Consider the following 20,147-nt stretch of genomic DNA (forward strand, 5'->3'; position numbering starts at 1 on the left):
CCCTTGAAGCCATGTGGCTAAGAGGAGGATCCAGGGCATGCAAAATAGTCAAATAAAGCTCCCATGTCCACCCCACACATCACTTCATGGGCGTATTTGTGATAAATCTTTTCTGCCCCGCGTACCAAGACATCGCTACACACGCCATGCGCGATGGACATTTTCGCCTCAATAAAGGCGCTGAGTTGGTCGCAGATTTTCAAAAGACTCCCGCACACGCTTTGATAAGTGTCATGGTTGTAGTGCTCCCAGAGAGTGCTCAAATCCACGCAATGGGCTTGCTTGGTCTGTGGGTCTAAATAGCGGTCGGCAAATTCTTTCTGTGTAAAGTAGAGCAAATCTGCCTTAAAATCTGGGCTCACATAGCGCAGGAGTTTATTTTCCATTTCTTGGGCTTCTATCTCTTTGAGGTACGCGTCCAAGCCCTTCACTCCATGCTTGATGGGCGAAATAATGTCTCTGGTCAAAATCTCAGGCAAATCGTGAAAAAGCCCCCCTAAAAAGTGGTTGATTCGCATGCTCTCACAAGCCCCCACATCAAAGCTCAACAAGAACGCGCACAGAGCCACATAGAGAGCATGCCCTAGTACACTGGTAGGGGGCACTCTTGGGGTTTGACTCCATCGTTTTTGGAAGCGCAATTTAGCGAACATGGAGGCAAGCAGTTTGAGATGGGGGACTTGGCTTAGATATTCTCCATCTTGGAGCAACGCGTTATCTAGGCTGTCCTTGATCTCTTGTACCCCATACATTCTAGGGTTAAAATCGTAAATGAGATTAAACTCCCATGCGGACACATAATTATGCGCCGCCCTCAAAAGAGCATGTTCTAAATCATCAGGAGGGTGGCATAAATAGGCATGCAAATTGGCAAAAAGCCCATAAGCTTGCACCTCTCCTTGTACCTCTTCTTGTACATAGTCGGCCAACGCGCCGCGGTGTTGTTTTAAGAGCGCGTAATAAATGGGGGGCTTGATGTCGGTGAGCACCACGCGACTCAAAAACTCAAAGCAAAAGTAAGTGATGAGATTGTGGTAATTCACGCGCGCACGGGCATGTTTGGCCAGCAGGATCGCCACCATCGCCTTATGCGCTTGTTTGTCCAGCTCGCTAAACTCCACCGGGCAGGCCTGATCGTTCCAACGCCGAATGGAGGCGGCGACAAAGAGGCGTTTTAAAAGCTCCTTAGTGAGTTTGGGGGGGCTCAAAGGTATTTGGGTACAGATTGGCTCAAAAGCCCCTCTAGCTTGTCATCGGCAGTGGGCTCACCAATGGCGCTAAACTTCCATTCTGCATTGTGCTTGTAGAGCTTGCCCAAAATCATCGCCTCTTTGTGCGCAAAAGTCGCGTCCTTGGCCACATTGTAGGTGGCAAACACATTCTGCACCCGGTCTGGTGTGCCCTCATACAGGCGGATGCTCGCAAAGGGGATTTTGTCAAAGTCAATATGCGTGTAGGAATTGAGCACAAAGACAAGTTGATCGATGGAGGGGTCTAAGCTGTCTAGCGCGATGTGGATCACCTCATTATCCAAGCCGTCATCACCCCCCACATCTCCGGTGCGGTCGTCCCCGCTGTGTTTGATCCCCGAGGCCCCCTGCTTGCCAAAGTAGACGCAATCCACTAGGCGTTTCTGCCCATCAAAGAGCGCTACACTCAAATCCAAATCCACCGCTTCGGTCTTGGTGTTGCCAAAAAAGCCCTTTTTGCTGATCGCGCCCCAGTTAGCCCCCACGCAAAAGACCCTAAGGGCGTTCCCATCTTCTTTCTTTAAGGAGATCTTTTGTCCCTTGACTAGGTTGACTGCCATAAAAAACCTTAAGAGACCGCCACGCCAAATTGCTTACAAAAGCCCGCCAAGCCGTCCTTAAAGCCTGTGCCCACTGCGGCAAATTTCCATTCATTACCCTCACCTCGATACAGCCTCCCAAAATTCAAGGCGGTTTCTACAGAGAAATCCTCTTCTAAATCGTAGCGCACAATCTCTTGATTATCGCTTTCATCAACCACACGCACAAAGGCCTTGCGTACCATGCCAAAATTCTGGTGGCGTGTGTCGGCTTCATGAATGGTTACCACGACATGGAGCTCTGTAACATCACTGGACACTTTGGCTAAATCCACTTTGATCACCTCGTCATCGCCCTCACCCTCACCAGTGCGGTTATCCCCCGTGTGTACCACAGAACCATCTTTGCTCGAGAGATTGCCGTAGAAAACAAAATTCTTTTCATCATTAACCTTGTTAGACGCATCGGTCAGAAACACGGACGCATCTAGGTCAAACGCGCTCCCGGTATCGCTGGCATTCACATCCCAACCCAAACCCACAAGCACTTTAGAGAGCCCAGGTTTCTCCTTGCTCAAAGAAACACGCCCACCCTTGCTCAAACTCACAGCCATAAAAACTCCTTTTGTAAGATGAGCGCGATTCTAGCATGATTTAGCTAACACGCGCCCTTAGGCCATAAGGCTCAAACAAATCATTCTAGAAGTGGCACAAGAGCTAGAAGTGGAGATTTTAGAGATGGAGACAGACAAAGACCATATCCACATCTTAGCAGAAGTTGATCCAAGCTTTACTAAAGAAACCTCGCTACGCTCGTTTTGGAGTGATGAAGTTTATTAGGGTAGCTAAGGGTAGAAGTAGTCGGCTTTTAAGACAGGAGTTTGCACATCTAAGAACTAGATTGCCTACACTATGGACAAACTCTTGTTTTATTTATTCTGTAGGCGGTGCGCCTTTAGAGGTGATTAAGCAATACATCGCCAACCAACAAAACTCTGAAAGACCCAAGCAAAAGAACATGTTGAAAACCCCCTTCAACACCTAACCCCCTTCAACACCTAACCCCCTTCAACACCTAACCCCTCCTTTAAATCCCCCCTAAGCCCCCTTCAAAGCCCTATACTTCCCCCCACAGGGCAGAGCCTACAGGGCGGGGCTTGAAAAAACCTTTTGGATTTTGCCCTTCAAATCCCCAAGGGGGGGGTCTAAAAATTAAAGGCACAACCCCAAAGACACAAGCTAAACTAAGGCTTTCACTAATAAAGATAAGGAGTATCATGAGACTATATAACCGCAATGGCAAGCTATATGCTGAAGTTTACACAGAGCAGGGCGTGCGCAAACGCTTTAGCCTCAAAATGCCAGACACGCCTCAAAACCGCGCCAAAGCTCTAGCCCAAGCCAAAGAGCAGGCCAGCCCTAGCCTAGAGGAGGTGGGCGCGGCCTATTTAGAGCAATACGCTCTCTTTGCCAAGCCCTCCTCTTTGCGCAGCACTAAGAGCCGTCTAAACACCCTTTTAAAACTGCTAGCCAAACAGGGGGCGCGCTTGATCACCCAAGTAGATAAAAAGCTTATCCGCGCCTTTTACACCCATTTAAGCACGGCTTCCAGCGCGCAGGTGCACAATTTGGGCTTCTTGCTAAAAGCCCTGCTAGACTTTGCCATGGAAATGGACTACATCCAAGCCAACCCCTACTTTAGGCCCAAAATCCGCCAAAGCAAACCCCCTAGGCAAAAGGCCCCGCTAAGCCAAAAGGAGGTCTACAAGGTCCTATCTGTGTGTGAAGACCCCCAGCTCAAAGCCTATTTAGAAGTGGCCTTTAGCACGGGGGCGCGCACGGGGGAAATCTTGGCTTTAAAATGGGCCGACATTGACCTCAAGGCCAACACGATGTCCATCGCGCGCAGCATCGATCAAAGAGGGCATATCACCCCACCCAAGACGCGATCTAGTGTGCGCACCATCCCTCTAGACCCCATGGCCAAACAAGCTTTCTTAAGTCTGCGCAACGCGCCCAAAGTCAAGGGGGGGTATGTCTTTGCGCGCAACAAAAATGGGCGGCGCCCTGAATTTGGGCGCAAATGGCATAAGCTTTTAAAAAAAGCCCAGCTAGCCCCGCGCAAGCTCTATAGCACGCGCCACACTTTTGCGTCTTTAGCCCTCTCTAGGGGGGCTAATTTGTTAGCCACCAGCGCGCTCTTAGGCCATAAAAACGCCTTCATCACCCTAAGCGCGTACGCGACCTATGTCCCCCAAGAAAACACCCCCTTCATCACTCTATTCGGAGGCAATCATGATAGTCAAGTTCAACCCCAGCCACAATTTCAGCGCTATCCCCAACACGATTTTACACGACCCCCACTTGAGCCCCAGCGCCAAGCTTTTAGCATGTTATCTTAACTCCTTGCCCTCTAATTGGCAGCCTCAAACCAGCGCGCTCACCAAGGCTTTAAAGTGGTGCCCCAACACCCTTTGGAAATACTTAAGGGAGCTAGAAGCTAGAGGCGTGCTCGTGATCCAAGAGTGGCGCAGCGAGTCTGGAAAGATCACCGGACTTAAAGATTTCATCCTCAAAGAGCCTCCCACAGAGCCCCTCAAAAACTCCAATGGGGAAAAACCCCAGCGCGTAAAATTTCTTATGTGGGAACAAGCCCCCAAAATAGGGGGGGCTGAAAATTTGAACCCCCCAAATTGCGCCACTATGTCCACAGCGCAAAATTTGGCCCCATATAAAAGAAACATGAAAAACAAACATGAAAAAAACAGCGCGCCAGCGCGCGATTCTTTTTGTAAGAAAGATCAAAGCAGTATGTCTGCTAAAAAACGCCCCATTCTAGTCCGCTCTCTTGAAAACCTTAAAGAAATGTTAAACTTCTCACAATTTAAGCTCAATGGCTTAGAAGAAGCAGAGCAAGAAGCCTTTCAGCGCTTCATAGCCCACAGAGAGGGGCGCACCAAAGTTACATGGGCGATGAAACGCGCGTTGCTAAAACGCTTTTTAGAGCTCAAGGCAGAGGGCGCGGATCTCTGTGCTTGCGTGGACTTAAGCGTGCGCCGTGGTTATAACGATGTCTATGTTCCCACCCCCAAGCAAGAGAGGGGGCGCGCCTCTAAAACGCAAAAAACGCCCCTTTTTGAGCACTTGATCGCCAGTTACGAGGGCTTGAACTACCAAAACATCGAAAAAGCCATCTTAAAAGCCTTTGAGTTTGTGGCCAACGCTAGTCCCCAAAAGGGGTATGCATGAGCGCCAAAATACACACCGGGAGTTTCTTTTTAGAGCCGACCCTTTTGGACATCTTGGACCAAGTCGCCCACATAGAGGGGCAGAGTCGCGCGCGCATCGTGGAGCGCGCCGTGTGCTTTTTACTTGCCAAAGGAGCAGCCCATGCCAGATGGAAAGCCAGCAAGCGCGCCTACACCAAGGGTGCGCAAAAAATTCACCTTCAGCCCGCGCGTACTGGTGCGCATGCAGGCTCTAGCGCGCGCCAAACATCTAAGCCAAAACCGCCTTTTAGAGCAAAGTATTTTAGACGCGCTGCAGGCCTACCACGCCGAAAATCTGTATCTACGCGCCCTCATCCAAGAACGCCAAGCCTATTTAGCGCTCTTGAAAAGGAGGCTTCATGGTGAATCTTGATCCAAGCTATTTGGAGAGGATGGTGGTCCACAGCGTGATCCTCTACCCTGAGAGTTTGGAAGAGCTCTTAGAGTCCGTGCCCTTGAAGTATTTTACCCCCCTCCACCAGCGTGTCTTAGAGCGCGTGTTAGAGTGCCAGAACGAGGGTTTAGAGGTTTCCTACGCCAGACTTTTAGAGCGTTTGGGCGCGCGCGCATGCCAGTCTGAGGACTTTGTAGCCATCCTAGCCACCCAGCCTCAACCCGGCTATTTGGGGCTATTAGAGGAGCTCAAGCACGCTTTAAGGCTCAAGGTGCAGGCCCAGCTAGCCTCACAGATGAATCAGGCCAATCTCAAGGGGGAAATCTTTAATGCGGACTTTCTAGCCCAATACATCGAGCTAGAAGACAATGACCAAGACACCAAGACGTTCGCAGAATGGGCGGAGTATTTCAAAAACCAGCCCCCCATTGCCAAGATCAGCAGTGGCATCCCCTTTATTGACCAAGCCACAGGCGGGGGCTTTAGGGAAAAGAGTTTCATCCTTATTGGGGGGGACCCAGACGCGGGGAAAACCACTCTAGGGCTGCAGATTCTCAATTTCATGAGCCTAAGCCACAAGGTGCATTACTTTAGCTATGAAGTGCCCCTAGATGGCCTTGTAGAGCGCATGCAGGGTGTGGAGGCTTTGCGATCGGGGTATTTTGCTCAAGACACTTTACACATGCGCCAAAGTAAGCGCGCGTTAGATGATGTGGTCGGGGAAATCCGCCGCCAAGCCAAGCGCGGGGTGAAGGCCTTTTTGATCGACTCGCAAATGTGCATAGAAACCCCCCTAGGGCGCAGACCCGAAGAAGAAGAGACGCGCAAGTTTTCCCAATTGGCCGCCCTAGCCCACAGCCAGCAATTTAACATCATTATCTTTTTGTTGGTGCAAAGCTCTAAGGCCGAGAGCATCACCCCTTTTAATAGCAAATTGGGGGCCTATTATGCGGATATTATGATCCACATCCACGGGGATAAAAAGAGCGACATCAGGGAAGTGGACTTCCCCAAGAACAAACAGGGTGGATACGCGCGCGCCTTTTTCAAAGTGGATCGCGCGCGCTTTTGTTTTACCCCCCATGAGCCCAAGTCCAGCAAGAAACAATTAGAAGCCCTAGGGCTAGATTAAAGGAAGACAGCATGGCAAACAAATACGAAGAACTTTTAGCAGCCGCGGCTAGCCCGGTAGATAAGCCTGTTTATAAGCTAGCCACTCTACTGGTAGAGGCCGAAGAGGCCTACCACGCCGGGGGGACTCCTTTAGAGTTGCAGACCCTCAAAGTGGTTATCTACACTTTGCGCGCGAAATTGGGCTTTGATTGCCCACCCCTTTTAAACCCCACAGAAAACCCCACCAAAAAGGAGTAACCATGTACCAATTATACATCAGTGATGAGCTCTATAGAGCCCTAGAACAACGCGCTTTAGAAGCAGGCTTTGATTGGAGGGATGATGACGCCCTTTGTTTTGATCATGTAGAACGCTATCTAGCGGCGTTTTTTTGCCCCGATTGTGGGGGGAGTTTGGGCAATTTGCGCCCGCACAGCAACGATGTGTATTGTCCAGATTGCCAAGCAGAGTACAACGGGGAGGAAGAGGAGGAAGAGGAGGAGCAAGCATGATAAATATTGTCTCTGTGGACTTGCCAGAGGAATTGCATGACGCTCTAGAGCGCATCGCCCAAGATAACGGGTGTGAGGATCTTAGCCAATATTTAAGCGTGTTGGCATGCCGGATTTGTGGCCAGGGGGACGCACACGCGCCCATCTGTGAGAGTTGTGAGCGCGATGGGTGGGCCAAGTTAGAGGCAGAAGTAGAGCTTTAGCAACCGCGCGCTAAACCCCCTAGCTTTAGCTATGGGGAGTATGTCAAAAAGCCACGATGCCGCCGCGTTTTAAGTATTTTAAAAGTATATTATGTGCGATTATCATATTTAAACAAAGGCGGTGCCGTGCTTATAAACGCTGTGATAGAAAAAGACGCAGAGGGGTATTTTGCTTTTGTGCCTTCTTTGCAAGGTTGTATGAGCCAAGGGGAAAGCTATGAGGAGGCTCTTAAGAATATCAAGGAAGCCATAGAGCTTTATTTGGAAAGTTTAGAGGCGGATGAGTTGGCTGTGATTTCTCATAAAAATTTGATCATCGCCCCTATTGAAGTGGCTTTAAATGCTGAATTGCCGCGCCTCTAGGCAGAAAGGCAGCCATAGGATTTACATAAAAGGCAAGATTAGGCAGGTTCTGCCCTTTCACTCTGGTGGGCTTTTGCACCCTAAAATTGTCAAAGAAATTATGAAAAACATCTAACCAAGAGCGCCGCTGTGATCGCCAATTTGGACACCCTAAAGTCCCAATTAGACATCATTTTCATTTTGGAGAGTCTAGGCCTAGAAATGCGCCGGGTTGGCAGTGTATACAGCGCGCTCTGCCCCCTGCACATAGAGAAGACCCCCAGCTTCATCATCCACCCTTTTAAAAAGATTTGGAAATGTTATGGCTGTGGCAAGAGCGGGGACATCTTTAATTTCTTGCAGGAACTCAAAGGGGTGGACTTCAAGGCGGCTATAGAAGAGGTCGCCAAACTCTGTAATTTTGCTTTAGAATACGACCACACAACTCCCCAAGAGTGGCCCGGTTATGCGATCTTGCAGCAGGCCCACCAGCTTTTTAAGCAAGCCCTAGAGGCCGAGCCCATCGTTTTAGAGTATCTAGCCAAGCGCGGGCTAAGTGAGGCCCAGATTCAAGACTACGGCCTAGGATACGCGCACTCTAGCGTGCACAACGCGCTCTTAAAACATTATCCTTTGCAAGCCTTAGAAGAGTGCGGGTTACCTAGAGGTTTTTTTGATTGGCGCATTCTCTACCCGCTCAAAGATTTTAAGGGGAGGTTATGTGGCTTTAGCGGGGGTATTTGCATCCCGCGCACCCCTTTCCAAAAGGACCTTCAAATCCCCAAGTACAAAAATTCCAAAGAAAGCCGGTATTTTTCTAAATCCGGGGTTCTGTGGAATTTGGATCGCGCCCGTCCACACATTATAGCCCACAAGCAGGTCATCATATGTGAAGGTTTTTTAGACGTGGCCGGGTTTGAAAAATGGGGTTACAATAATGCCGTGTGTTGTGTGGGCACCGCCTTCACTTTGCAGCATTTAGAATTTTTGCGCACGCTCAATGTAGAAATTTGCTTTTGTTTTGATCAAGACAGCGCGGGGGAACAAGCCACCAGCCGCGCCCTAGAGATGTGTTTTAAGCACCCCCAGCCCTATACGCACACCGCTGTCATCAAGCTAGCAGAAGGCCTAAAAGACATGGGAGAGGCCTTACTCTTGAGCGCAAAACCCCCCCTATTAAAGACACACGGGTGGAAGTATTACGCGCGTGGGTTGCTAGCCCCTAGCCACCCCCCCCACCAGCGCGACACCAATTATAAAAACCTCTTGGGGCTCATCAAGAACTACCCCCCTTTTTTAAAAGATTTTTGTTTAAGCACCCTAGGTGTGCACAAGCCCATCGCCCCCCAGATCGCACAAAAGGTGGCCAAATTGCATGAAGCCCACCCCGGTCTGCATGCCAACCCCCTATGGCTAGAGGGGCGCATCTTAGCGACCATGCTCATAGACCGGGGTTTTTGCTACACCGCCAAGAGCTTTTTAAGCAAGGAAGATTTCAGCTTAAAAGCCGAATTTGAGGCGATTTGTTTGGAGCATTTTAATGTATTGGCCGGGCTAGAAAAGCGCTTTAAACCCCTAGAATTGCCCCATCAAGAGCCAAGCCTAAAGGCCTTCAAAATCCAAGCCCTCCAAGCCTCTTTTAAAGAGGCCTTTAACCGGGGCGATCTCCAGCTAGCTTTTTTATTGCAAAAAAAGTTAAGCAGTATGCTTAACTAAGGCAGTTGCGGGGCTAAAGCTTAAAAATATCGGCATGGGTGCCCAAACGCCCTAATTCTAGGGTGTCTTCTTGAATGCGGTAAAGCAGAAGCAAGTCCGGTTTTACATGGCATTCTAAAAAGCCCCCTAAGCCCCCCTTTAGCCCATGGGATCGCGCTGATGGGGGCAAAGCCTCTTTATTGAGCAAAAGATGTAGGATGTGCACCAGTGGTGCGCTCAAACCTATGCGCTTTAAGTCCTTTTTAAAGGCTTGAGATTCTTTAATGCGCATCGTCTAATTCTTTAAGCGCCTCTAGGGTCTCTTCATTGGGCTTTAGTACACTCTCTAGTACTTCTAGCACGCTCAAGCCCTGTAATTCAAGCAGTTGCACCAAACTATCTGGGATTTCTACCAACATGAGGCCTCCAAAGTGTTTTTCTAGCCCCCCGCGCTATTCTAGTGTGTTTGGCTTAAACTTTTGATTCTAGAAAAATTAAGTTATTGTATTTTACAATGGTGTTAGTGGTCAAGGGGGGCTTAAAGCCCCCCTTTTGGTTTAATATAGTGGTTGTGCGAAAACCACTAAAACCAACAACACCACGAGAAGAACTCTCATGCTTGGCTCTCCTTTCTGGGGTGCCACCCACTGCCGACCCCTAACCCATAACTTTAAGCAAGCTTAAAGCATTGCGCCAAATACCGCACAAAAGGCAAGCCAAACACTGCTAGGGTTATTCTAGTGTGTTTGCCTTAAACCCTAGCCCCTTTTAACCCTTGATTTTTGTTGTGCATTATGTTTTACTAGCCCATTTAAAAAAAAGGGAATAGAGTGGACGCACAACCCAGTTTAGCAGAGCAAGAGGTCCAGCTAGAGACGCTCAAAAGAGAAATCAAGCAATCTGAAGATTCGCTAGAAAGCGACTTTGCCAAATACGCCACACAAAACATCGATGCGGATTTAGAGGGGCTTTTTTTTGACGACAAAGAAGCCTTTGTAAAAAAACTCCTAGAGATGCAAAACACCTTTCTAAAAGAAAATCTAGGGGCCAAGGTGGAGCAGGCCAACACGCTCCAAGATCAAATCAACACCAAAAAAGGCCAGCAAGAGATCGAGGCGGCTAAAGAGGCCTTTCTAGCCAAGCACCCGGAGGCCAAGCTAGAAGAGATGCTAGCCTTCTATGAGGACGACCTCCCCCCCAAGTATAAAAAAGAGTTGGATAATTTGGATTCACAGGCCTTTTTTGAGGCCCTTTACGAGCTTTTCAAAGCCTTTAAGGGCCCAAAAGAGCCCCAAGAAGAGCCCCAAGAAGAGCCCCAAGAAGAGGAATTACCCCAGCGCGCTCAAGGCAACCCGGGGGCTAGCGGGGCAGATACCCCCCCCGATCTAGTGATGAATCGATTTTAACAGGAGTGAAGCATGAGTTTAAGCGCTTTGAATCAAATCAATTTAGCCAATTGGAAGAACGACCCCAATGTGAGTGTCAAGATCGCCGAGCAGATCGAGGCGGCTAGTTGGAAAAAAAGCCCCTTTGAGCCCCTCGCAGGCAGGGGGAGTGATAGAGGGGTGCGCACCTATATTGTGGAGGATAACCAGCCCTACCGGCCCCGTTTAAAAGCCCAATTGAGCGGATCGGGGGTTAGAGGAAACAGCGATTTTAATAGCAATTTTGACAATCTGGAAATTTTGAGTCAGACGATTTACCCAGAAGTCGTGGGCAACGCCATTAAGAGTGAGATCAAGCATTACAGCGCGCTAAAGCATATTGACTTTATTAAGGAAGCTAGTGATAGCTTGACGGAGTGGATAGCCAGCAAGCGCGATCGCGCCCTAGTGTGCGCCCTTTCTAACGACTTGACTAACGCGGTGGTGTGCGATTTAGCAGAAGGGTTTAAAACCCCCGCCCCGGGTGATGACGTGCCCAAGTTAGCCCAAAAGATCACCCCAGATGACACGATGAATCTCAAGGCCCTAAGACGCGCGATTTTTCAAGCCCGCGCGGGGCTCAAATACAATAACCAACAGGCTTTTCCTTTAAAGCCCATTAGGAGTGAGATGGTTACCACTGGGGGAGTGAGTGTGCAAAATTACAGCTATATCATCTTGTTGGATAGTTTTGCCATCAACCAGCTCAAAAGCGATAAAGAATACCAAGACCTGCAAAAATACGCCGGGGTGAGAGGGGATAAGAACGCGCTCTTTAGCGGGATTGTGGGCATTGTGGATAATTGCCCGGTGATTGACATGGGGGTGTGGACTAGTGTCAATGTGGGGCTATTAAATAGCGATGTCTCAGATAGCGAATTTGAAGCCCATCTGAATAAACAGAATGTAACCCAAGTTACCCCCCCTAGCAGCTATGCAAACACGACTTCTGTGAGCATTGGCGCGCTCATTGGGGCTAGCGCGCTCGTCTTGGCGGGTAATTCTGTGGTGCATTTTTACATCAATGAGAGCGAAGACGCGGGGCGCAAGACCATCTGTGGGGTGGATCGAGTCCTAGGGGTCTCTAAGGCGCGTTTTATGAGCGCTGGAGGGGTGGATAGCATCTACAATAATAGCGATTTTGCCGTGATTGGGCTTTTTAGCGCCAAACACTAGGAGAGAGTATGGAGCAAAAAGTACACAATGTGAGTTATTTGGCCAAGGTGGTTTTTAACCTAGACAAAGAGCAAGTAGATTTAGTGGTGGTCCCCAAGGGGGCAGAGGTGATCAGCGTGAATCTAGAAATCACCCAGCCTAGCGTAGGGAACACGTTGGTAGATGTGGGCTTGAAAGACGCGCAAGACTTTTTTATGAACGATGTCAGCGCGCAGACTAAAGGGTGGGAAGAAAGTCAAGCGCGTTTGAGCAGCCAAACCACCCAAGTGATCCAAGCGCGTATCACCACCCCAGACAAGCAGGCGCAAGCCATCTTAAGGGTGTTGTATTTCTTGCCCAGTGTGATCTCTGTAGAGTATTGATCATGAGGCCTTTTGATTTTGGCCTAGGCAGTGGAGGGTTAGCAGGAGGGGGCATGAGTAGTGGGGCTCTTGGGGCTATTGGGCAGGGGCTAAACACCGCCCTAGGCATTGCGTCTTTAGGGGTGGGAATTTGGGCCACAGACCAGCAGATCAAGCAGTCTAAAAAAGCCCTAGGCCTAGCGCGTGAACAATGGTTAGAGGAAAAAAAGCGCTATGACGCGCGGGAGAAAGAACGCCTACAAGCCAACGCCACCATAGGTGCGAGCGCTAACACCTATGACCTTAGCCCTGCAGGGCCCATGTTGCGAGAATAGATGCGTTTAGTCAATTTAGGAGCAAAAACCCAAGTGCAATTACAGGACAAGTACGGCCGCATAAAAGCCACTTGGCAGGGGGAAGTCTTAAGCTTACCATTGAGTGTGGGTACTAGCGTGTACTATTGCAAGGGGTTAGCCTTTTTTGTGCTCCCTGGAGAGGGGGAGCTAAACCCCCAAGATTGCCCTAAGAATTTTAATTTTATGCATTTAGAGCCAAGTGCGCTGGACGCTTACTTGGTGGTCGGCCAGATGAGTGTCGATCCTATCCAAAGGGTGCTCATCAGTGATTTTATGTACGTGTATGAAAAAAATATTTTAAAAGGGTGTTTGTACCTAAACCCCCCCTTTTTTGAGGACATAGAAAGAGAGTTAATCCATGGTGGACGCTAATGAAGTGGAGCACAAAGTACGCGCGCGGCTTAAGGATGTGCCTAGCCCCCAAGCGCGCTTTAGTGAAATGGAGATCTTAGACGCGCTCAATTCCACCGCCGCGCAGCTTATTTTAGAGTTCAAGCTAAACCGCACCCCCAAGGCCAAGAGCTTAACCCATTCTAGCCCCCTTTTGCGCGCCCCCTATCTCTTGGGCGTGTTAGAAGCGCGCTTTGAGGGGCAGATTCTCATGCAGCGCACCAGTGTGCCCATGTTGGAGGGATTAGCCCTTTTTATCCAAGAAGAGGCCCTAAGCATCACCCCTTTTAAGCCGGGGACTTTGAGCGTGATCTACTACGCTTATAAGCCCATTGAGAGCACAGAAGAACCCCTACCTTTGCCCGCGTTGGCCACGGACGCGCTGGTCTATGGGGTCCTCTCTCTCTTGCTAGAAGTCCCCACGGATGAAACCAATCTCAATAAAATCGGGGTCTTTAAGAACTTGTTCAAAGAAGCGAAAAATATGTTGGCAATGTATTTGAACAATTTGTACGCCTCAGCAAACTACACTTCTAGGGTGGTACGGGTGTAGCGCCCCCCAAAGCTTTAAAAGTCCGCTTTTTCTGTTATAATGTCAATGTAGGCCGTGTCGTTACTTCTTTGGATATTTGGCGTATCAGCGCAAGCTGAGGGTTAGGTAGGTAGTGGGCGACCTCCTGAAAGGAGGTAACGATATGCATAGAATGCTGATAATCTTAGCGTTGATGATGCTACTTGTCCAGTGTCTCCGCTAGGGTTATTGTGCCTCTTTTTGATTGATTTGTCAAGCCCCCTTTAATCTGTGTTTTTTTAACCCTTGATTTTACTTGGGCTTTTGCGCTTAAATAGCCCCATGTTGAGCGGTGTGTCATTTCTTTTTAGGGTGGTTAGAGTATGAATGTGAACCGCTTTGTGCGCGCTTTTCTAGCCCTAAGAGAGGCCCTGCAAACCCAGAATTTTAGCACCAAAGAATTACACCAGTTGTGCTTACAAGGGGCCATAGAGTGCGAGAAGCTCTATTTAGAAGAGACGCGTCTAGGTTTAGAAGAAGCGCGTGGTAGCCTAGAGGGGCTACAGGTCAAGGCCAAGCTAGAGCTAGAGCGCGCTACCACCCGCGCCCAGCTAGAGGGCGCCAAGGCGGGCATGTTAAACACCTTGATACAATGCCATAGCATGTTAAAGAGCCTCAAAGACAACGCGGCCATCAACCGCGCTAACGCCTATGTGAGTTTTTTAAATGTCGTAGGGAATGCGACCAATGGGAGTGGGATCGCCCAGCACGCCGATAATGTGATCCGCACCATCAATAAGATCGGCCTAGATCAGAGCAACGCCGGGCTAGATGGGTATTTAAACCAAATTAGCCAAGCTTTAGGGCAGTTGGGCAATTTAGAAAGCCATGGCGATTATATTGAAGTGTTTGCCTCCAGCCTAGAGACCACCCCAGACTATCCGGTGAAAATTTGGGGGTACTCCACCCTCAAAGACGCTAAAGAGAGTTTCGCCCTAGATGGGCGTTTTTTCTGTGCGGGCAACACGATGTTTTTTAAAGAACACGTTCCTAAAAGCTATGCGGTGAGCTTTGTGAGCCAGAATCACCACGCCCGCCTAGAAAAAAGCCTTAATCTTGTGGTCAGCCCCCCCCTAGCCCCTATTAATCCTTAAAGGAGTGAACATGCCAGATCCCAAAGACCCCCAAAATCAACAAGCTTTTCAGCGCGTGAGTGTGGCTCAGATTGTAGATGTGGGCAACCCCGCACAGACTCAAGCCCCCGGCCCCACGCAAACGACACCGGTCGCACAGACTCAAGCGCCCGCCACCACGCCCACAGCCCAAACGACACCGGTCGCACAGACTCAAACGCCCACCACGCCCACAGCCCAAACGACACCGGTCGCACAGACTCAGGGCCCTTTACCCCCCATTGTGCAAGAAGAGATAGACAAGCTCAAAGAACGCCAAGAAAAGCGCGCCACCCAAGCCAAAGCCGCCCTAGAGGAGGCCAAGCAGGCCCTAGAGGAGGCCAAGCAGGCCACAGACAAAGCCCAGCAAGCCTTTTTAGAAACCAAAGAGGCCAAGCTGCTTTTAGAAGAGAGTTTAACGCTCTTAGCCAGAGCTAAACAATCTAAAGAATTGGCCGATAATACTCTAGGGTTGGCCCTAACTCCTTTTGTAAAGACCCAGCTAAACCCCTTCCCAGACATTCCTCCTTTGCCAGTGGTGGTGGTCCCCAAAGACGCCACCCCCGCCCCTAAAAACACCACCGACATTGAGAAAAGCTATTTGGACCTTCTCGAGCAGGCCCTCAATAAAAATAACAATTGGAAAGAACAAATCTATCTTTCTTTGCAAGCCACACATAGAGTCCTGCTCAATTTTGAGAGCCTTAAAGAGCTTTACCGCAGCGCCTCCAGATTAGATGGCCCGGCTGAAGCGCGAGGAGTAGCGCGCCTCAATGACATCAACACACAAGTGGCGTTTATAAAAAACCTCATTGAGGATTACAACCAGTATTTCGATCACTTCAACGCGGTCATGATTCAGAATAACGATTTGATCGCGCGCAATTTTGATCTAGTTTTAGAGCAGGTGGAGCTCATTAAGGCCTTGATCCAGCGGCTCAATGAAGAAGCCCAAGAAGTCCTAGAAATGAAGGACAACGTGAAGGCCCTTTTAGAGAAATTAGAGGGGATGGACGATCTCAAAGATGAGCTTTTAGACTTGAGCACGCAGGCACGGGTGCAGATCAAAGAATTAAGCACGCTAGCCAGTGAGAGCATGGCCACTTTGAGAGAACGCCTAGCTAGCGCGCTCAATGACATTAAGACCCAAGAGGCAGAAAGCGCGACCAAACTCCACGAACTCCAAGAACAGCTTTTAAGAGAGTTGCACGCCCTAGACACCCTTATCAATGAGCGCGCCAACAAGCAATTTAAAGCCATTGATGCAAAGATGGACAAATTTAAAGACACTTGGGAGATCAAGTATCAAAAGCTAGAAGACGCGGTAGCAGAAATGGACAAGGTCAAAGACCGGGTGGATGACATCGAGCAAAAGGCCATGGATCGCTTTGATGAAAAATTAGACCTTTTGGCCGACCGGGCTAAGGTGTATGAAACCACCGCCCAGCAACTCTTAGACGACTATAATCACAATGACACCGCCAAACGCGCCGCCTATGACACTAACGCCACCCAAAAGCTAGATGACTATAACGCCCAGACAGCCCAAAAGACCCAAGATTACAACACCAACGCGCAGGCCAAGTTAGACGACTATAATCTCAATGACACCCAAAAGACCACCGCCTACAACGCCAACGCCCAAACTCTGCTAGACAACTATAATCACAATGACGCGGCCAAAGTCGCAGAGTATGACAAGAACGCGCAAACCAAGTTAGATACTTACACTCAAAACGCCCAAGCCAAGCTAGACAACTATAATCACAATGACGCCCAAAAGACCCAAGATTACAACACGAATGCCACCCAAAAGCTAGACAGCTATAACGCCAATGACAGCGCCAAGACTCAAGAATACGACAAGAACGCCGCGGACAAGCTAGGGGAGTTTAACGCCAAAGCCGCGCACAAATTGAGCGAATTTAACGACAACGCGCAGGCCAAGTTAGACGATTATAACGCCAATGACAGCGCCAAGCGTGCGGACTATGACGCGCATGTGGCTAGCAAGGTCCAAGAAGCCTCTGACGCGGTCAAGGCGTTTAACACCAATAATCTAGCCAAGCTCGAGCAATTTAAAAAGGACTTGCAGGACGCTAAGGACCTTTATAATGTGAATGTAACCCAGAAACTCCAAGATTTTAACGCCAACGCGCAAACCCTGCTAGACACCTATAACGCCAATGACGCGCAAAAACTCCAAGAATACAATGACAACGCGCTCGCCAAACTTGGCGACTACGATGCGCATGCGGCCCTAAAAATCAAGGATGCACAGACCCAAGTGGCTAATTTCAATGTGAACAACTTAGCCAAGCTCGAGCAATTCAAAAAGGACATGGAGGCGCTCAAAGGGGTTTTTGACGCCAACGCGCTCGCCAAGACCAGCGACTACAACATCAATGCCCAAACTTTGCTAGATAGCTATAACGCCAACGCCCCCACCAAACTCCAAGAATACAATGACAACACCACGGCCAAACTCCAAGAATACAATGACAACACCACGGCCAAACTCCAAGAATACAATGACAACGCCCAAGCCAAAACCAACGACTTTTTAAGCCTCCAAAACGCCAAACTCCAAGAGTTTAACGCCAATGCGGCCCAAAAACTCAGAGATCACAACGACACCGCGCGCGTGAAGATGGAGGCGTTTTTAAACCTTGAAAGCCAAAAAGTCCAAGCCTATAACGACAACGCCACAGCCCAGAGCGATACCTTTAACGCCAATGCCAAAACCCAAACCGACACCTTTGATGCGAACGCTAAGACCCAAACCGACACCTTTGACGCGAATGCCAGCGCTAAGACTACCGATTTTAACAACAACGCCACCACCAAGAGTGGGGAGCTTACTACCCTAGCCAACCACCAGATCGACCAGCTCAAAAAGACGCTATTCACTGAGTTATCCTCTGTGAACTTAGAAGCCAAACTTTTAGGCGAAATTGGCAAACTCCACACCCAATTAAACGAGTTGCGCAAAGAGCAGACCCGTTTAGGGAGCAATTTTAAAACCAAGGTCTTCACTAAGAGTGAAACATGGCAGGCCCCTTTTTCTAGGTATTATTACATCTTTGTACAAGGAGGCACAGGGGTGGACAAGAGTGCGCAAGCTGGGGGTGTAACAAGCTTTGGCAATGTGGTAAGTGTCTCTGGAGGAGCAGGAGGGGGTACCGGTTTAGGGCAAATGGGGCCATGCAAGGCCGGGTGGTTTAATTTAGTCGCCAATGCGAGCTACAATGTGAGCGTAGGAGCTGGGGGAGTGTGCTATGTCTCTTGGGCAGAGAAAATTTAAGCAGAATGCTTAAATTTAAATTTGAAAGGATATAAATGACCCCCCCAGATATTAGCGCAGGCCGTGGGGCTTTAGGGCTTTATAACGAGGCCATGGGGCATTTAAGAGATAGCCATGCGCGCCTAGCAACTACTTTTAAAGACTTTGCGCAGCATATGAACGCCACCACCAATAACATGATGGCGCTCTTGGATAAAGAAGAGTTGCGCAAGTACCAGCAGGGGCGCCACGCCATAGAGGACGCACGCGCCAAGCGTGCCCAAGACTTGCAAGAAGAGGCGTTTAAACACAGCCAAGCCCAAGACGCTCTAGGGGCTGCTTTTAAGCAACAGGGCCTAGATTTGCAAAAAAAGCAAATGGATTTTAACCAAGATCAAGCGCGCTTTTCTAACCAGCTTCAAAAACAACAAGTGGCCAACCAGACTCGCGATTCTAAAGCCCGCGCGCAGCTCTTGAGAGCCCAAGCTCAGGGCCAACTTGGGCAAAATTACGGCTTTGGCAAAGTGATGACCACCAGCTATGATCCTAAGGACATCAACGCCGGCTTGCAACTCCAAAAGGGCTTAGATTTTAAAACCCCTAAGCCTTCTTTAGGGGTGATGACGCGCCCATGAACAAAGAAGAGATTCAAAGAGAATTAGCCTTAAGGGCGTTAGCCAAGAGGGATTTTTACACCTTTGTCAAACTCAAATGGGCGCGCTACAATCTAGCCCCCTTTATGGATTCTTGGCATATTGCCTATTTGTGCAAGATTTTAGAATGTACCCTACCTAGTGCGGGGGGTGATCTCATCACGCGCCTTATGATCAACATGCCCCCTAGTTATGGCAAAACCGAGATCGTAGCAAGGTGTTTTATTGCATGGGCGCTAGGCTTGGATCGCGCGCGCAAATTCTTTTATATCAGCTACTCTGATGACTTGTGTCGCAAGATCGCCAACCAAGTCCGCGACTTGATGAAGTCCAAATTTTACGCGCAGGTGTTTTGCGAACCTTTAGAATTCTTGCAAGACAACGCCCAAGAATTCGTACTAAGAGAGGGAGGGGGACTCTTTGTAACCACGCTTAAGAGCGCGCTAACGGGTTTTCACGCCCACCAAATCCTCATAGACGACCCGATCAAGGTGAGCGAGATGAGTTCTAAAAGCGCGGTTAAGGCGGTTAATAGCAATTTTAAAGAGAGTGTGCTAAGCCGTTTGCAGGACAACCAGAGCAACATCACGATTTTAATGCAGAGATTAGGTCTTAACGACTTGTGTGGGTTTTTACTCAGCCCGCGCGAATTTGAGAGCGAGCAAATAAGCGCTTGGCGCGTGGTCAAATTACAGGCCCTAAACACCCATGAGGATCTCTACACCTGCAAGGATTTTAGCTACACGCGCCCGCCAAATACCCCCCTTTTTCAAGCCCGCCACAATGTCGTAGAATTAGAAAACATGCGTTTACAAATGGGCAATGACGAATTCTGTGCGCAATATCTTCAAGAACCTTTAGCCACCAGTGGGGGGTATTTTGAAGAGGGGTTTTATAAGAATGTGTTTTTGCATGAACTAGGCGATTACAATGTCTACATCTTTGTGGACAACGCCATGAGCTTGAAAGAGAGCGCGGACAACCGCGCGATTATCGTTGTGGGGGTAGAGAATTATAAACAGAGTGTGCGTTATTGCGTGCTAGATTGTTATTGTGGGGTGTGGGATGAAGAGACGACCATCTCCTACATCTTGCAAGCCAAGCAGGCCTACCCTAGGGCAAAAACCTATATTGAGAGCGAGGGGGGAGGCTTAGTACTGCACCGCTTGACTTTGGCGCAGTTGGTGCGCTTTAATGAGGCGCTCAAAGCCAAGGGGCAAGCCCCTTTAGAAGAAAACATGATTTGTTACACCCCCAGCCGCAAGGTCTCTAAGGTGAGCAAGATCAAGGCCCTAAGGCCCTATTACAACACCGGGTTTTTAGTCTTTAGCCATGCATGCCAAAACCAAGAGCAGTTAAAAAAAGAACTCTTTAGCTTCAACCCAGACAGGCCCTATAAACAAGATGACTGCATAGACGCGCTAGCCAGCGCGCTAGCGCATAGCGATGTGATCCCACCCCCCAAACCCACAGAGCCCAAATTCAGCCCCCGCTACCAACTCAAAAGAACATGGAGGATCTAAT

26 protein-coding genes and 1 pseudogene are annotated in these 20,147 nt (G+C 49.2%); 21 read left to right on the forward strand and 6 right to left on the reverse strand.

What is annotated here, in order from left to right; all coding sequences use genetic code 11:
• Positions 1–17: 17 nt before the first annotated feature.
• From EAO38_RS06070 to EAO38_RS06080, 3 genes are read right to left on the reverse strand one after another with little or no spacing between them, the layout of a single operon-like run.
• Positions 18–1,208: an HD domain-containing protein gene (locus EAO38_RS06070; RefSeq protein WP_235852542.1), complete on the reverse strand. Its 1,191-nt coding sequence runs from the start codon at positions 1,206–1,208 to the stop codon at positions 18–20.
• Positions 1,205–1,810 (reverse strand): TerD family protein, encoded by a 606-nt coding sequence (locus tag EAO38_RS06075; protein WP_121022087.1) that lies wholly within the window; start codon positions 1,808–1,810, stop codon positions 1,205–1,207. Before EAO38_RS06075 ends, EAO38_RS06070 begins: the two co-directional genes overlap by 4 nt.
• Before the next feature lie 8 nt (positions 1,811–1,818).
• Positions 1,819–2,403, reverse strand: a complete 585-nt coding sequence (locus tag EAO38_RS06080) for a TerD family protein (protein ID WP_121022089.1) — start codon at positions 2,401–2,403, stop codon at positions 1,819–1,821.
• Positions 2,404–2,467: 64 nt separating this feature from the next.
• Here EAO38_RS06080 and tnpA point away from each other — a divergent pair.
• Together tnpA and EAO38_RS06090 are read left to right on the forward strand one after the other, a co-directional pair.
• Positions 2,468–2,834, forward strand: a pseudogene (gene tnpA, locus EAO38_RS06085) (IS200/IS605 family transposase); the annotation flags it as partial.
• A 232-nt stretch (positions 2,835–3,066) separates the two neighbouring features.
• Positions 3,067–4,191, forward strand: coding sequence for a tyrosine-type recombinase/integrase (locus tag EAO38_RS06090; RefSeq protein ID WP_121022091.1), 1,125 nt, complete (start codon positions 3,067–3,069; stop codon positions 4,189–4,191).
• A gap of 24 nt (positions 4,192–4,215) precedes the next feature.
• Here EAO38_RS06090 and EAO38_RS08910 read toward each other — a convergent pair whose 3' ends face one another.
• On the reverse strand, positions 4,216–4,365 hold the full coding sequence (locus EAO38_RS08910) for a hypothetical protein (RefSeq protein ID WP_162982705.1): 150 nt from the start codon (positions 4,363–4,365) through the stop codon (positions 4,216–4,218).
• A 166-nt stretch (positions 4,366–4,531) separates the two neighbouring features.
• On the opposite strand from EAO38_RS08910, the gene EAO38_RS08915 reads away from it, so the two are divergent.
• The 9 genes from EAO38_RS08915 (at position 4,532) to EAO38_RS06135 (ending at position 9,338) form a co-directional block, all read left to right on the forward strand.
• Positions 4,532–5,038, forward strand: a complete 507-nt coding sequence (locus EAO38_RS08915; RefSeq protein ID WP_162982706.1) for a hypothetical protein — start codon at positions 4,532–4,534, stop codon at positions 5,036–5,038.
• Between the two features lie 141 nt (positions 5,039–5,179).
• Positions 5,180–5,431, forward strand: a complete 252-nt coding sequence (locus EAO38_RS08920; RefSeq protein ID WP_162982707.1) for a hypothetical protein — start codon at positions 5,180–5,182, stop codon at positions 5,429–5,431.
• A complete protein-coding gene (locus EAO38_RS06105; protein WP_121022097.1) occupies positions 5,418–6,584 on the forward strand; it encodes an ATPase domain-containing protein in 1,167 nt (388 codons plus the stop codon). The genes EAO38_RS08920 and EAO38_RS06105 overlap by 14 nt, the downstream gene beginning before the upstream one ends.
• Positions 6,585–6,595: 11 nt before the next feature.
• The gene (locus tag EAO38_RS06110) at positions 6,596–6,823 is read left to right on the forward strand and encodes a hypothetical protein (RefSeq protein WP_121022099.1); all 228 of its coding nucleotides are present in this window, start codon (positions 6,596–6,598) and stop codon (positions 6,821–6,823) included.
• A 2-nt stretch (positions 6,824–6,825) separates the two neighbouring features.
• Positions 6,826–7,077, forward strand: a complete 252-nt coding sequence (locus EAO38_RS06115; protein WP_121022101.1) for a hypothetical protein — start codon at positions 6,826–6,828, stop codon at positions 7,075–7,077.
• Positions 7,074–7,280: a hypothetical protein gene (locus EAO38_RS06120; RefSeq protein WP_121022103.1), complete on the forward strand. Its 207-nt coding sequence runs from the start codon at positions 7,074–7,076 to the stop codon at positions 7,278–7,280. The genes EAO38_RS06115 and EAO38_RS06120 overlap by 4 nt, the downstream gene beginning before the upstream one ends.
• A 126-nt stretch (positions 7,281–7,406) precedes the next feature.
• Positions 7,407–7,643, forward strand: a complete 237-nt coding sequence (locus tag EAO38_RS06125; protein ID WP_121022105.1) for a type II toxin-antitoxin system HicB family antitoxin — start codon at positions 7,407–7,409, stop codon at positions 7,641–7,643.
• Complete coding sequence (locus EAO38_RS06130; protein WP_121022107.1) at positions 7,621–7,758, forward strand: type II toxin-antitoxin system HicA family toxin; 138 nt, start codon at positions 7,621–7,623, stop codon at positions 7,756–7,758. Before EAO38_RS06125 ends, EAO38_RS06130 begins: the two co-directional genes overlap by 23 nt.
• Positions 7,759–7,772: 14 nt before the next feature.
• The gene (locus tag EAO38_RS06135) at positions 7,773–9,338 is read left to right on the forward strand and encodes a CHC2 zinc finger domain-containing protein (protein ID WP_121022109.1); all 1,566 of its coding nucleotides are present in this window, start codon (positions 7,773–7,775) and stop codon (positions 9,336–9,338) included.
• Between the two features lie 13 nt (positions 9,339–9,351).
• Here EAO38_RS06135 and EAO38_RS06140 read toward each other — a convergent pair whose 3' ends face one another.
• On the reverse strand, positions 9,352–9,609 hold the full coding sequence (locus tag EAO38_RS06140; protein WP_121022111.1) for a type II toxin-antitoxin system RelE/ParE family toxin: 258 nt from the start codon (positions 9,607–9,609) through the stop codon (positions 9,352–9,354).
• Positions 9,599–9,736 carry a hypothetical protein gene (locus tag EAO38_RS08925; RefSeq protein ID WP_162982708.1) on the reverse strand — a complete coding sequence of 46 codons (138 nt, stop codon included), beginning with the start codon at positions 9,734–9,736 and terminating at the stop codon, positions 9,599–9,601. The genes EAO38_RS06140 and EAO38_RS08925 overlap by 11 nt, the downstream gene beginning before the upstream one ends.
• 411 nt (positions 9,737–10,147) lie before the next feature.
• Between EAO38_RS08925 and EAO38_RS06145 the strand changes: the two genes are divergently transcribed.
• From EAO38_RS06145 to EAO38_RS06190, 10 genes are all read left to right on the forward strand, one after another.
• The gene (locus tag EAO38_RS06145) at positions 10,148–10,723 is read left to right on the forward strand and encodes a Coiled-coil domain-containing protein (protein WP_121022113.1); all 576 of its coding nucleotides are present in this window, start codon (positions 10,148–10,150) and stop codon (positions 10,721–10,723) included.
• Positions 10,724–10,735: 12 nt separating this feature from the next.
• Positions 10,736–11,917, forward strand: a complete 1,182-nt coding sequence (locus EAO38_RS06150; protein ID WP_121022115.1) for a phage capsid family protein — start codon at positions 10,736–10,738, stop codon at positions 11,915–11,917.
• Positions 11,918–11,925: 8 nt separating this feature from the next.
• A complete protein-coding gene (locus EAO38_RS06155) occupies positions 11,926–12,279 on the forward strand; it encodes a hypothetical protein (RefSeq protein ID WP_121022117.1) in 354 nt (117 codons plus the stop codon).
• A gap of 53 nt (positions 12,280–12,332) precedes the next feature.
• Entirely contained in the window at positions 12,333–12,593 is a 261-nt protein-coding gene (locus EAO38_RS06160) for a hypothetical protein (protein ID WP_162982709.1), read from the forward strand.
• Positions 12,594–12,986: a hypothetical protein gene (locus tag EAO38_RS06165; protein WP_121022121.1), complete on the forward strand. Its 393-nt coding sequence runs from the start codon at positions 12,594–12,596 to the stop codon at positions 12,984–12,986.
• Positions 12,973–13,557, forward strand: a complete 585-nt coding sequence (locus EAO38_RS06170; protein ID WP_121022123.1) for a hypothetical protein — start codon at positions 12,973–12,975, stop codon at positions 13,555–13,557. Before EAO38_RS06165 ends, EAO38_RS06170 begins: the two co-directional genes overlap by 14 nt.
• A 341-nt stretch (positions 13,558–13,898) precedes the next feature.
• Positions 13,899–14,669, forward strand: a complete 771-nt coding sequence (locus tag EAO38_RS06175; protein ID WP_121022125.1) for a hypothetical protein — start codon at positions 13,899–13,901, stop codon at positions 14,667–14,669.
• A gap of 10 nt (positions 14,670–14,679) precedes the next feature.
• Positions 14,680–17,991 carry a hypothetical protein gene (locus EAO38_RS06180; protein WP_121022127.1) on the forward strand — a complete coding sequence of 1,104 codons (3,312 nt, stop codon included), beginning with the start codon at positions 14,680–14,682 and terminating at the stop codon, positions 17,989–17,991.
• Positions 17,992–18,026: 35 nt separating this feature from the next.
• Positions 18,027–18,605, forward strand: coding sequence for a hypothetical protein (locus tag EAO38_RS06185; RefSeq protein ID WP_121022129.1), 579 nt, complete (start codon positions 18,027–18,029; stop codon positions 18,603–18,605).
• Positions 18,602–20,146, forward strand: coding sequence for a hypothetical protein (locus tag EAO38_RS06190; protein WP_121022131.1), 1,545 nt, complete (start codon positions 18,602–18,604; stop codon positions 20,144–20,146). Before EAO38_RS06185 ends, EAO38_RS06190 begins: the two co-directional genes overlap by 4 nt.
• The last annotated feature ends 1 nt before the right edge of the window (position 20,147 follow it).

This window comes from Helicobacter vulpis, from assembly GCF_003660395.1.
GTDB classification, from domain to species: domain Bacteria; phylum Campylobacterota; class Campylobacteria; order Campylobacterales; family Helicobacteraceae; genus Helicobacter; species Helicobacter vulpis.